At 72.6% G+C, this 11,917-nt stretch carries 13 protein-coding genes and 2 pseudogenes; 10 read left to right on the top strand and 5 right to left on the bottom strand.

What is annotated here, in order from left to right; translation table 11 throughout:
- Nucleotides 1-221: 221 nt before the first annotated feature.
- The gene (locus tag ACLQ24_RS26060) at nt 222-620 is read right to left on the bottom strand and encodes an NUDIX hydrolase (protein ID WP_425894338.1); all 399 of its coding nucleotides are present in this window, start codon (nt 618-620) and stop codon (nt 222-224) included.
- 64 nt (nt 621-684) lie between these two features.
- Here ACLQ24_RS26060 and ACLQ24_RS26055 point away from each other — a divergent pair, with 64 nt between their 5' ends.
- Nucleotides 685-1,176 (top strand): type II toxin-antitoxin system PemK/MazF family toxin, encoded by a 492-nt coding sequence (locus ACLQ24_RS26055; RefSeq protein WP_425894337.1) that lies wholly within the window; start codon nt 685-687, stop codon nt 1,174-1,176.
- Nucleotides 1,177-1,213: 37 nt separating this feature from the next.
- On the opposite strand, the gene ACLQ24_RS26050 is transcribed toward ACLQ24_RS26055, so the two are convergent.
- Nucleotides 1,214-1,864: a flavodoxin family protein gene (locus ACLQ24_RS26050; RefSeq protein WP_425894336.1), complete on the bottom strand. Its 651-nt coding sequence runs from the start codon at nt 1,862-1,864 to the stop codon at nt 1,214-1,216.
- A 155-nt stretch (nt 1,865-2,019) separates the two neighbouring features.
- Between ACLQ24_RS26050 and ACLQ24_RS26045 the strand changes: the two are divergent.
- Together ACLQ24_RS26045 and ACLQ24_RS26040 are read left to right on the top strand one after the other, a co-directional pair.
- Nucleotides 2,020-2,312: pseudogene (locus ACLQ24_RS26045) on the top strand (ArsR/SmtB family transcription factor); the annotation flags it as partial.
- 3 nt (nt 2,313-2,315) lie between these two features.
- A pseudogene (locus ACLQ24_RS26040) lies at nt 2,316-2,570 on the top strand (FAD-dependent oxidoreductase); the annotation flags it as partial.
- A 4-nt stretch (nt 2,571-2,574) separates the two neighbouring features.
- Here the strand turns inward: ACLQ24_RS26040 and ACLQ24_RS26035 are convergent.
- Complete coding sequence (locus ACLQ24_RS26035; RefSeq protein ID WP_425894339.1) at nt 2,575-3,222, bottom strand: GGDEF domain-containing protein; 648 nt, start codon at nt 3,220-3,222, stop codon at nt 2,575-2,577.
- Between the two features lie 269 nt (nt 3,223-3,491).
- Here ACLQ24_RS26035 and ACLQ24_RS26030 point away from each other — a divergent pair, with 269 nt between their 5' ends.
- The 5 genes from ACLQ24_RS26030 (at nt 3,492) to ACLQ24_RS26010 (ending at nt 7,955) form a co-directional block, all read left to right on the top strand.
- Nucleotides 3,492-3,731, top strand: a complete 240-nt coding sequence (locus ACLQ24_RS26030) for a DUF397 domain-containing protein (RefSeq protein ID WP_425894335.1) — start codon at nt 3,492-3,494, stop codon at nt 3,729-3,731.
- Nucleotides 3,732-3,869: 138 nt separating this feature from the next.
- Nucleotides 3,870-4,757, top strand: coding sequence for a helix-turn-helix domain-containing protein (locus ACLQ24_RS26025; RefSeq protein ID WP_425894334.1), 888 nt, complete (start codon nt 3,870-3,872; stop codon nt 4,755-4,757).
- A 126-nt stretch (nt 4,758-4,883) separates the two neighbouring features.
- Nucleotides 4,884-6,335 carry a protein kinase domain-containing protein gene (locus tag ACLQ24_RS26020; protein WP_425894333.1) on the top strand — a complete coding sequence of 484 codons (1,452 nt, stop codon included), beginning with the start codon at nt 4,884-4,886 and terminating at the stop codon, nt 6,333-6,335.
- A 39-nt stretch (nt 6,336-6,374) separates the two neighbouring features.
- Nucleotides 6,375-7,250 (top strand): alpha/beta fold hydrolase, encoded by an 876-nt coding sequence (locus tag ACLQ24_RS26015; protein WP_425894332.1) that lies wholly within the window; start codon nt 6,375-6,377, stop codon nt 7,248-7,250.
- A 60-nt stretch (nt 7,251-7,310) separates the two neighbouring features.
- Complete coding sequence (locus ACLQ24_RS26010) at nt 7,311-7,955, top strand: histidine phosphatase family protein (protein ID WP_425894331.1); 645 nt, start codon at nt 7,311-7,313, stop codon at nt 7,953-7,955.
- 71 nt (nt 7,956-8,026) lie between these two features.
- Here the strand turns inward: ACLQ24_RS26010 and ACLQ24_RS26005 are convergent, their stop codons facing one another.
- Together ACLQ24_RS26005 and ACLQ24_RS26000 are read right to left on the bottom strand one after the other, a co-directional pair.
- Entirely contained in the window at nt 8,027-8,569 is a 543-nt protein-coding gene (locus tag ACLQ24_RS26005; protein WP_425894330.1) for a DinB family protein, read from the bottom strand.
- Between the two features lie 132 nt (nt 8,570-8,701).
- Complete coding sequence (locus tag ACLQ24_RS26000; RefSeq protein WP_425894329.1) at nt 8,702-9,370, bottom strand: carbon-nitrogen hydrolase family protein; 669 nt, start codon at nt 9,368-9,370, stop codon at nt 8,702-8,704.
- Nucleotides 9,371-10,374: 1,004 nt separating this feature from the next.
- Here ACLQ24_RS26000 and ACLQ24_RS25995 point away from each other — a divergent pair.
- Nucleotides 10,375-10,959: a hypothetical protein gene (locus ACLQ24_RS25995; RefSeq protein WP_425894328.1), complete on the top strand. Its 585-nt coding sequence runs from the start codon at nt 10,375-10,377 to the stop codon at nt 10,957-10,959.
- A 342-nt stretch (nt 10,960-11,301) separates the two neighbouring features.
- Nucleotides 11,302-11,721: a protein-tyrosine phosphatase family protein gene (locus tag ACLQ24_RS25990; RefSeq protein WP_425894327.1), complete on the top strand. Its 420-nt coding sequence runs from the start codon at nt 11,302-11,304 to the stop codon at nt 11,719-11,721.
- Nucleotides 11,722-11,917: the final 196 nt, after the last annotated feature.

The raw sequence follows: 11,917 nt of genomic DNA, 5'->3' as shown, positions 1-11,917 counted from the left end.
CCACCGACCCCGCTCGTGACGAACCCGCCACGCCGAAACCCACCCACGATCAGCCACGCGCGGAATGCAGGGCTAGCCCCGGTCCGGCATCCTCGCCGGCCCCGTCACGACCACAGTTCGAACGGCTCCTCGATCCGTTCGCCGGCCAGGAAGGGCGTGATCAGTCGGGGGAGCTGACCGGGATAGAAGCGTTCTCCGCTGGTCACCACCTCCGTCAGCGGCTACCAGCGGAAGCCGAAGTAGTCCTCCCGCTCGTAGTCGAGCCGGTCCGTCTCGTCCACGTCCGGGCCGCGACCGGCCAGTCGTACGGCGACGACCACCTCGTCCTGGACGTGGCGTAGCTGGCGGTGCAGGAAGGTGGCCCGTCGTCGCCAGGTCGGCGCGCCCACCTGGTCGGCGGTGACCGTGATGCCGGTCTCCTCGCGCAGTTCCCGCACGGCGGTGTCCCGGTACGTCTCGCCCGGGTCCATGCCGCCGCCGGGCAGCTCCCACCAGGTGCCCAGCCGGGGGTGGTCCGGGTCGCGGGTGTGGAACAGCAGCACCCGGTCGGTGTCGTCGGAGACGACCACGCGTACCGCGCGCCGCTCGAGGATCGGCAGTTCGTCGGGCAGTTCGTCCATCGGGTCAGTCTGCCGCAGTGCGCCGGCTCCGGCGGTCCACGCCGGGGCCGGTAGGCTGCCCGCCGTGGCTGGTTTGTTGAGGAACGTGGCGCAACGCATCTCCCGGGTGGGCGCGGCAATCCCGTCGCCCCGGCGTACCGGGCCGTCTCCGGCGCGGGTGGCCCGTCCCCGTCAGGTGACCGCGTTGCAGCGGCGCGAGCTGAGCTACGCGCCGGAGGTCGACGGCCAGGCCGACCCGGGCGAGATCGTCTGGACGTGGGTGCCGTACGAGGACGATCCCCGCCAGGGCAAGGACCGCCCGGTGCTGGTTGTCGGGCGGCACAGTCGGACGCTGTTCGGGCTGATGCTGTCCAGCCAGAGCGAGCGTGACGGCCAGCGGCACTGGTTCGCCCTCGGCCCCGGCGAGTGGGACCGGGACAAGCGGCCGAGCTGGGTCCGGCTGGACCGGGTGCTCACCATGCGCGAGGACTGCATCCGCCGCGAGGGCGCCGTGCTGGATCGGCCCCGGTTCGACCGGGTCGGGCAGGCGCTGCGCGCCGGCTACGGCTGGCGCTGACCGTACCCCCCTTGGTGGCCAGTGGCCGGACGTACCGTCAGGCTGGCTCGCGGCTCGGACCGACCGCGGCGCCCTGCGCCTCCGGCGGCGGGTACGGCTGATCGGCGAGCAGCCGGGCCAGGTGGGCGCTGTTGAGCGCGAGGGCCTTGGTGGTGCGGCCGGTGGTGTCCGGCTTGGGGCCGGCGTCGCGGTAGTCCACCTTGTGTAGCGCCTCGCCGACCCAGTAGGTCGCGCCGGCCGCGGCGACGGTGAAGCCCACCTCGTTGAGCGCCGCCTGCACCTCGGCGATGCTGTGGTGCGCGCCGTCCTCGTTGCCGACGACCGCGACGCCGGCCACCTTGCCGTAGGTGAGCAGCCGCCCATCGTCGTCGGTCTCGGACAGTTCGGCGTCGAGGCGTTCGAGGACCATCTTGGTGACGCTCGCGGGCTGGCCGAGCCAGATGGGTGTGGCCATGATGAGGATCTGGGCGGCGAGCAGCTTGGCGCGGATGGCGGGCCAACCGTCGCCGTGGCCCTCGTCGGTCGACACTCCGAAGCGGACGTCGTGGTCGACCACCCGGACGATCTCGCCGTCCACGCCCTGGTGGGCCAGCTCGGCCAGCACCTCCCGGCCCAACTGGTCCGAGCTGGAGGGGGCGGGTGACGGCTTGAGGGTGCAGTTGAGTACGAGGGCGCGGACGCTCGCCACCAGGGTTCCTCTCGTCGGTCCTCTGGGCTGTTCTTCCCCGTACCCGTACCCGTGCGCGGGCGCGAATCACGTTCGTTCCAGGGAAAGCGTTGACAGGGGGCCTCTGAACGGTATGTTCAACCTGTCGGTTAACTAGCTAGGCGGTTGAAAGCGACATGACAGCAGACCCGGTCAGCGCCGTGTTCGCTGCGCTCGCCGACCCGACCCGCCGCGCCATCCTGGCCCGGCTGGCGACCGGCGAGGCGACGGTCAACGAACTGGCGGCGCCGTTCCCGATCAGCGTGCAGGCCATCTCCAAGCACCTCAGCGTGTTGGAGCGCGCCGGGCTGATCGTGCGGACCCGCGAGGCGCAGTGGCGGCGGTGCCGGCTCGACCCGACGCCGCTGCGCACCGTCGCCGAGTGGGCGACCAGTACCGCCGGCTGTGGACCGAGCGCTACGACGCCCTGCACCTACGGGACGTCCGACTCACGCGAGGACGTCTCTACGAGCTGATGCGCGCCGGCCGCGGGCTGCTGCTCGACGCGACGGGTCGGCTCTCGGCCGCCGGGTGGACCGACCGGGTCGACCACGTCGTCGACGTCGGTGCCGAGCTGGACGTACCCGCCGTGCTGCTGCGTCCGGACGGCCACGTGGCGTGGGTCGGTGACGAACAGGCCGACCTGGTGGGACCTCTGCGCCGGTGGTTCGGCGCGAGGGCCACCTGAGTCGCTACTCCCCGAAGCGGGCGCTGTCGACGAGTTGGCGCGGCGCCCGCGGGCCGGAGAGGCTCTTCGCCTGGTACATGGCCGCGTCGGCGCGGCTGAGCGCGTCGCTGAGCTGGGCCGGGCAGGTCACCGGGGCGAGCCCCACCGACGCGGTCACCCGGACGCTGCACCCACTCAGGCGAATCGGCGCGGCGACGGTCTCGCTGAGGCGTCGGGTGGCGTGCTCGATCCAGCGTCGGTCGACGGTCGGGCTGGCGAGCAGCCCCGCGAACTCGTCGCCGCCGAGGCGGGCGACGAGGTTGTCGCCGGCGAACCCGGCCAGTCGTTCGGCGACGCTGATCAGCACCTGGTCGCCGGCGGCGTGCCCGTACCGGTCGTTGATCTGCTTGAAGTCGTCGAGGTCGAGCACGATCGCGATCAGCGGTTGGCCGTCGGCGCTGGTGAGCAGGGCGGCCGCGAGGCGGTAGAAGGCGCGCCGGTTGGGCAGCCCGGTGAGCGGGTCGTGGCTGGCGGCGTGTCGTTCGGCGGCCAGTTCGGCCTGGAGGTGCTCGATCTCGGCCTCGGCCCGCACGGCGCGGCGACGCAGTTGCCAGGAGGAGAGCAGGGCCCCCGCCGCACAGACGCCGGAGGCGACGCTCATCGGATCCGGCAGGAGACCTTCCATCGCCGCGACCGCCTCCCGCCGTCGGTCTACGCGGCGCGCGTGCCGCGTCGGGGCCAGTTTTCCCTGGTCGCTATCCCACTGGGGGTAACGCAAAGTGAACGGATGGGCACCGGTCACGTGCGTTATCATGCTCGCGATCCGATGCAGATGCAATAGCAGATGCACGTGCAGAACGGTCCCACGTTGATACCGCACCCCTCGCCGTCACCGCTCCTCCCACGGGCACCGGCGGGCTCGTGAGCAGAAAGACGCCTCTCATGCAGCAGCCACCCAATGGCGTTCCGATCCCTCAGTTGCCCCCGTTGAGCTGGCAGAAGAGCCGCCGTAGCAACCCGAGCGGCAACTGTGTCGAACTCGCCGAACTGCCCGACGGTGCCGGCATCGCCGTCCGCAACTCGCGTCACCCCGAGGGGCCGGCGCTGATCTACACGGTGGACGAGATCGCCGCCTTCGTCCTCGGCGCCCGGGACGGGGACTTCGATCACCTGATCAACTGACCGGTCGCGCAGGACCGTCCCAGCGATGGGACTGAATCGCCGGTCCGGAGGAGTTCACCTCACTGTCGGTCCATGGCATGCTTACACGTCGGCCGGGCTCGGTGCCCGACCGCGTCGTCGGTATCCGGAGGCCCGCACGTGACGATGGTTCCCGCCGAGGGCGGCCCGACAACCGGGCCAACCGTGCTGCGCATGCTGCTCGGCGCCCAACTGCGTCGGCTGCGGGAGTCCAGCGGTGTGACCCGGGAGGGCGCCGGGTGGGAGATCCGCTCCTCCGAGTCGAAGATCAGTCGGATGGAGCTGGGCCGGGTCGGCTTCAAGGAACGCGACGTCTCCGACCTGCTCACCCTGTACGGCGTCAGCGACGAGGGGGAGCGCGAGGCGATGCTCAAGCTCGCGCGGGACGCCAACAGCCCCGGCTGGTGGCACCGTTACGGCGACGTGCTGCCGAGCTGGTTCCAGTCGTACCTGGGCCTGGAGGCGGCGGCGGCGTTGATCCGCAGCTACGAGGTGCAGTTCGTCCCCGGCCTGTTGCAGACCCGGGAGTACGCCCGGGCGGTCGTGCTGCTCGGGCACGGCGCGGCCGGCGCCGCCGAGATCGATCGCCGGGTGTCGTTGCGGATGCAGCGCCAGCAACTGCTGCGCCGGGACAACCCCCCGCTGCTCTGGGCCGTGGTGGACGAGGCGGCGCTGCGCCGCCCGATCGGCGGGCCCGAGGTGATGCGGGGCCAGCTCACCGCGCTCATCGAGGCGACCAAGTCGCCCACCATCCGACTCCAGGTCATCCCCTTCGCCGCCGGTGGTCACGCGGCGGCGGGCGGCGCCTTCACCATCCTGCGCTTCGGTGACCAGGAGTTGCCCGACATCGTCTACATCGAACAGCTGACCAGCGCCCTCTATCTGGACAAGCGCGACGACCTCGACAACTACGCCGTGGCCATGGAGCGGCTGTGCGTCGAGGCCGAGCCGCCGGAGCGTACGCCGGAGATCCTGGGCCGGCTGCTGGAGGAGACGTACCCGCAGTGACGGCCGGGGCCGGGGTGCCCCGCTGCTCCTGAACGCCGCCCATTCCGGCACTCCGGGGACGAACAGTCCCGGTCCGGGCACGCAGGGTGGTCGATCGGGCACTCGGCCGGGCAGACTGGTCTGGCCATGTCACCCTTCACGCCCACCCTCCGCCTCCACGACCGCTACGTCCTGCACGAGCGGATCGGTCTCGGCGGCATGTCCGAGGTGTGGCGCGCCGACGACGAGGTCCTCGGCCGCCCGGTGGCGATCAAGGTGCTCGCCGGGCAGCTCGCCGCCGATCCGCACCTGCGGGCCACCATCCAGCGCGAGGCCCGCGCGGCCGCCCGGCTGACCCACCCACACGTCACCCAGGTGTACGACTACGCCGAAGCGACCCTGGCCGGCGGCGTCGTCGTCCCGTACCTGGTGATGGAGCTGGTCGAGGGTCACAACCTGGCCGACCGACTGCGCTCCGGCCCGCTGCCCTGGCCGGAGGCGGTGCGCGTGGCCGGGCACATCGCCGCCGCGCTGGCCGCCGCGCACCGCATCGGCGTGGTGCACCGCGACGTGAAACCGGGCAACGTCATGCTCACCGACACCGGCGCCAAGGTGCTCGACTTCGGCATCGCCGCGCTCGGTGGGCTCGACAGCCAGTCCGGCGAGCCGCTGATGGGCACACCCGCGTACTTCGCCCCGGAGCGCCTCGCCGCCGGGCCGCCCGACCCGGCCAGCGACGTGTACGCCCTCGGCGCGCTGCTCTACCGCACGCTCACCGGGGAGGCGCCCCTGCCCGTGCAGAGCTGGGAAGACGCCCTCGAGGTGCACCGACGCGGCACACCGGCGCCGCCACTGCGAGTGGCCGGCCTGCCCGCCGACATCGCCGAGCTGACCCTCGCCTGCCTCGCCGCCGACCCGGCTCGTCGGCCCAGCGCGGCGCAACTCGCCCGCCGGTTCGGCGCCGGTCAGCCGGTCGAGCCGCCTACCGAGCTGCTGCGCATCGTCCCGCCGACCCCGGCGGCCCATCCGCCGACCCTGATCGACCGCTCGGCCGCCCGCCCGGCGCCGGTCACGGTCACGCCGGCGCGACGCCGATCGCGCCGACCGCTGGCGCTCGTCGTCGCGGCCGGTCTCGCCGTGCTGATCGGCCTCGGCGCGCTGCTCACCCAGGGCCTCGGCACACCCGATACGCCCGGGCCCGGGCAGGTCGCGGCCCCGCCGTCCACCTCCGCCCCGGCGCCCGCGCCGACTACGCGGTCACCGAAGCCACCGGCGTCGCCGTCGACCGCCAGCGCCGCGCCCCCGACCGTCGGCCAGCAGATACCGGCCAGCTTCCAGCAGGTCAGCGACGAGTTCGCGCAGGTCCTCGCTGCGGGGGTGGCCCGCGGCGACGTCGACCGGAGGACCGCCGAGGACCTTCGCGACGATCTCGCCGACGTGAACCGGCGGTCCCGGGACCGCGAGCGGCGCGTCGCCGACCTGCGGGACACGATCACCGAGCTGGTGGACCGTGGCCGGCTGCCGCGGCAGATCGGGATCCAGCTCGACGCGCTGCTGGACCAGATCCGCGGGCTGTCCGCCGGGCGCGCCGACAACTGAGACAAACGCCCCGGGGGCACCTGTCGTAGTCTCACCGGAATGACGACGAAGCAGACGCACCACCTCGCCGTGCCCGGCGTCGACCTGGTCTACGACGTCCGCGGTCCACTGCCCCCGGCCGGCGGGCGTCCCGCGCTGCTCATGATCGGTCAGCCGATGACGGCGGAGGGCTTCGACGCGCTCGCCCCGCACTTCACCGACCGCACTGTCGTCACGTACGACCCGCGCGGTCTCGGTCGCAGCACCCGCAGCGACGGCCGCACCGACCACACGCCACAGCAGCAGGCGGCCGACCTGCACCTGCTCATCGAGGCGCTCGACGCCGGCCCGGTGGACGTGTTCGCCAGCAGCGGCGGCGCGGTGACCGCGCTCGAACTCGTCGCGACCCACCCCGCTGACGTCGTCACGCTGGTGGCGCACGAGCCGCCGATCAACGCGGTGCTCCCGGACGCGGCGGCCGCCGAGCACGCTCGGAACGCCTTCAACGAGGCGTACCAGGCGAAGGGGTTCGGCGCCGGCATGGCCGCGTTCATCGCGATGACGTCGTGGCAGGGCGAGTTCACCGACGCCTACTTCGCCCAGCCCGCGCCCGACCCCGCGATGGTCGGCATGCCGACCGACGACGACGGCAGCCGCGACAATCCGCTGCTGTCGAAGAGTTCGTGGGCGATCACCGACTACCGCCCCGACGCGAGCGTGCTCACAGCGGCGTCGACCCGGATCGTGATCGCGGTCGGCGTGGAGTCGACGGGCACCTACACCGCGCGTACGGCTCTCGGCACGGCGGCGCTGCTCGGCCAGGAGGCCGTGGTGTTCCCGAGTCACCACGGCGGCTTCCTCGGCGGCGAGTTCGGGTACGCGGGCCAGCCCGAGGAGTTCGCCGCGCGGCTGCGCGAGGTCCTGGACGCCGACTGACGCCCGTCGTCTCGTCCGGACGGCTGATCCATCCGCGTACGTCGCTGGCATGATGGGCCGATGCGAACACGGCTGATCTTCGTGCGTCACGGTGAGTCGGTCCACCAGGTCGACGGGATCGTGGGCGGCCCGCACGGGTGCCGGGGGCTGACGTCGCTCGGCTACGACCAGGCCGACCGGCTGGCCACGCGGCTCGTCGACGACTACGCCGTCGAGGGGCCGGTGGCGGTGTACTCGTCCGTGCTGCGCCGCGCCGTCGAGACCGCGCAACCCATCGCCGCGGCGTTCGGCGTCCGGACGCTGGCCGACTGCGGCCTCTGCACCTGGCACACCCCGCCGTACGCCGACGGTCTGCCGGTGGCCCGCTTCCGTACCGAGCACGCGGTGCCCGGTGGGGGAGTGTTCCGGCCGTTCGAGGACGGCAACGAGAGCTGGGCCGAACTGGTGGTACGCGTCAGCCGCGCGATCATGGAGATCGCGCACCGGCACCGGGGCGGCACCGTGGTCCTGGTCGGCCACAGCGAGACCGTGGAGAGCGCCTTCCACGCGCTCGCCGCGCAGCCGATCTTCCGGGCGTTCGACCTGGATGTGCCCCCGGCGTCGATCAGCGAGTGGGTCACCGACCACGACACCGGCGGCTGGCCGCCGGCCCGCTGGACCCTGCGCCGCTTCGGCGACACCGTCCAGGGTCGGTTGGCGCTCTGACCCGTCCACCGCCACGCCGTCGGCGGTGACGTGCACGTCGGTCTCCACGTACCGCCCGGACAGGCCGCGCGTCAGTCGCGCAGGATCTGCTCGCGCAGGATCTGCTCGCGCAGGATCTGCTCGCGCAGGATCTGCTCGCGCAGGATTTCCGCGTGCCCGCAGTGCTGCGCCAGCTCCCGCAGCACGTGCAGGTAGACCCAGCGCAGCGGCAGCGGGCCGCGTCGGTTGCCCCGCAGCACGTCGTCCAGACCCAGCGACGCCGTCGCGCGGCGCGACGCCTCGCACGCCTCGCGGTGGGCCTGCTCGATGCTGGCGATCGTGTCGCCGTCGTCGAGGATGAACGACTCGTCCGGCGTCGACGGGATGCCGATCTCGGCGCGCGACCGGCACGTGACGGCCTCGTCGAACCACACCTTCTCGACGAAGGCCGCGTGCTTCACCAGACCCAGCAGCGTCGTCCGCGACGGCACCAGGGAGCGGCGTGCCTGCTCCTCGGTCAGCCCCTCCAGGGCGTCGTCGAGAGCGCGGCGATGCTCGTCGATGAAGGCCTCGAACTGCGCCTTGGCTGGCTGATCGACAACACCGTCGGCGAAGGTCGGCGGGAAGATGGTCATGGACCGAAGCATGCCAAGGCCGTCGCCCGGGAACAACCATGGCACGGTGCATGCGCCGAAGGAGCCCCGGGAGCGGTGGAAGGACCGCAGCCGTGCCGGTACGACGCACCACGCCGGTGACCGTCGATGTCCTCAGTAGATCGTCGCCGCCGCCCACTCGCCCGGCGTCGTGCCCGCCCGGGCGGCCACCTCGGCCCGCGGCGTCCACACGGCCGACCGGCCCGCCGCCTCGGTGTAGCCGCCGCCGGCGGACCCGGCGAAGCTTGCCACCGCCACCCAGACCCGGTGCGCCGTGGCGATCCGGTGTGCCCGCTCGTCCGGGACGGCGGCGTCGTGCGCCGACTCCAGCACGCCCGCCGCGTACACGTCGATCCCGTGCGCGGCCGTGCGCCGCGCGTGCGCGGCGACGCCGGTGTCCTTGCAGACCGCCAGCCCGATCCGCCACCCGTCCACGTCGAGCACGCCCGGTGTCTCGCCCGGCCGGAACCGCTGGGCCTCGACGCCGCCCAGAAACTTCTTCCGGTACGCCACGGTCGCCCCGTCGCCGGTCACCGCCAGCACCCCGATGTGGTCACCGGCCACCGGCGCGCCGGCCAGCGCCAGCGTGCCCGCCTCGGCGCACGCGTCGACCAGCGGCGTCAACCGCGGGTCGTCCACCGGCACGGTCGGGCCCCGCAACTCGTACCCCGTCAGTGACAGCTCCGGGAAGACCACCACCCGGGCGCGCGCCGCGCGGACCGCGTCGGCGTGCGCCCGCGCGTTCTGTGCGACAGCCAGGGGTACGCACGGCGGCTGCGCCACCGCGAGCCGCAGCGGGGTGCGGTTTTCCGCACCCCCGCCGCTGGGGGCGACCCACGGGGTCGAAGGGTCCGCCTCATGGGCGATTCTCAGGATCGGTTCGTAGCGTGGGGACCAGATTCGAACGTCGCACGCCGTCCTCGCCACCGGAACCACCGCCGCCGTGGCCGAACCGCCCGAAGGCGGAATCGTCGGCTACGTCAGCGATCTGGTGGAACGGCTCGGCGGGCCGGGCGCGGACCGTTCCGCCGCAAGGCAGGACTACCAACCGTGTGCTTGCCAAAGCGCACTGAGAGGTAACGGCACACACACCAACGCCGCTGTCGCCCAGCGGTTGCACGTGTCGTAGAGCGTCGTGGAGAAGCACGTCAACGCCATCTCGACAAGCTCGGACTCGCCCACGCGTCGGGTTGCAGCCGCCGTATCCTCGCGGTCCTGCGCTACCTGGGCACGCCCTAGAGGGCCCTGGAGGCCGGTGATGTCCCGGTCGATCGAGCCGTGCGGTATCGGCCGGTTCCGGGTGGATCGTCACCCGCCGGCACGCTCCGGGCTGCGAGGGTGGTGGGCCATGGGCGTGATGTCCGGTTGCCGGCAGCAATGGGCTGTGACCGGGCGCATCCCCGGGCCGGAATCGTGGCGGGGCCGGGGTCGTTACACACCCTGACGATCGCAGGACCACGGCCACCCCGCCCGGTCAACCGGGATGGGAATGGCCGGCCCAGCCGGGTCGTTGCAGACCCCCGAACGACCGTGGGCCCGCCCCCCGGGTCCGCTACCTGGCCCCGGTGAGGGCCCGGGAATGACCCCGGACCGGCGGTCGTTACACACGGTCCCGGCGCCGCGAGCGACCCCCTCGCCCGTAGGCAGCCGCCCCCGGCACCGACCCAAAGGGTGCCGCACCGAAGACGTTCTCCTGTTTGTGCAGCGCCGGACGAGGTGCTCACATCCGCGTCACCGTTCCCGTGTGGTGAGGCGGGTGTTTCCTACCCCCGAAGGAGCTACCCCCCATGAACACGACCTTCCGTAAGAGCATGCTGTCCGTTGCCGGTCTCGCGTTCGCCGGTGGTGTCTTCGCCGGCCCGATCGCTCATGTCGCCGCCCCGAGCACGGACGCCCGTCCGGTCGCCGTGGTGCAGGCCGACAAGCCCGACACGAGCAAGCTGATCCCGCACGGTACCCAGGGTGTCCAGTCGCACATCGACCTGAACGACGAGCAGACCGCCAACGCCAAGGCGATCATCGCGGCGACGAAGAAGGCGGGCCTGCCCGAGCGGGCCGCGGTCATCTCGATCGCCACGAGCCTGCAGGAGTCGAAGCTGGAGAACCTGGGTCACCTCGGTGACGCCAACGACCACGATTCGCTGGGTCTGTTCCAGCAGCGCCCGTCCAGTGGTTGGGGCACGCCGGAGCAGATCACCGACCCGGAGTACTCGACGACGGCGTTCCTCAAGGGCCTCAAGCAGGTCGACGGCTGGCAGGACATGCCGCTGACCGACGCCGCCCAGACCGTGCAGGTGTCGGCGTACCCGGACGCGTACGCCCAGTGGGAGCAGCAGGCCGCCGACCTGGTTGGCCAGTACTGGAACAGCTGACCCACCGCACGACCCGACCGATGGCCGGCGCCCCCCGGGTGCCGGCCATCGGCATCTCCACCCACCCACCCACCGGCCTCGCCGGAACGGGACCTCGCGCCGGAGCGGGAACACCGGGAGGCATCGGCTGGTTGTGAACCAGTGTCGGTGTGATTCAGTGTCCCCGGGCCGCACCTACATAGCCCTCGCGGAATACCGTTCGGCTGGAGCCGCGTCGCGCCACTCGCCGAGAGGCGACCTGCACACCGACACCGGCGCCGCCCCCGACCACCTGGTCGGGGGCGGCGCTTTCTGTGCCCACCGGGCACGACGGCCCGCCCTCGGTCGCGGCACACTGTGCTGGTGACTGGCGCGCAGATCTGGTCGGAGCAGTCGGGGCTGCTCGTACTGCCGAGCGGGGCGGCGGTGCGTGGACGCCGCATCGCCGCGACCGCCTCGCCGGCCGACTTCGCCCTCCTGTTGGCACCCGGCCCCGAGCCGGCCTGGCCATCACGGCGGATCAGGTGGCCCGACTTCTGGATCCCGCTCGATCGGGCGGACGCACTCGGCGCGTTGCGCGCGGCGCTGCAGAGGGCACGCGACGGCGAACGCGTCGAGGTGGCCTGCCGGGGCGGGGTCGGCCGGACGGGAACCGCGTTGGCCGCGCTGGCGATCCTCGACGGCCTGCCGGCCGAGCGGGCGGTGCCCTGGGTCCGGGCGGGCTACCACCCGAAGGCGATCGAGACGCCCTGGCAGCGGCGCTGGCTGCGCCGCGTTGCCTGACCACCGGCGTCCCCGGCCACGCGACCGTGCCGGCGACACGGCTGGGGCCGCACCCCGGGAGATCATGGCGGCGGTGCACCGGGGCGACGTGCCGGCGGGCCCTGGCGGCGCTCGACGGTGGTTATTGACCCGTAAGGCAAATAGTTGATGGTCAGGAGGCGGCGTAGCGGACTTCGGGCTTGCGGAACAAGGATTT

This window comes from Micromonospora sp. DT4 (assembly GCF_049841675.1).
Taxonomy (GTDB): Bacteria; Actinomycetota; Actinomycetes; order Mycobacteriales; family Micromonosporaceae; genus Micromonospora.
Note: the sequence above shows the minus strand (reverse complement) of the source record. Positions and strands in the feature narration are given on the sequence as shown.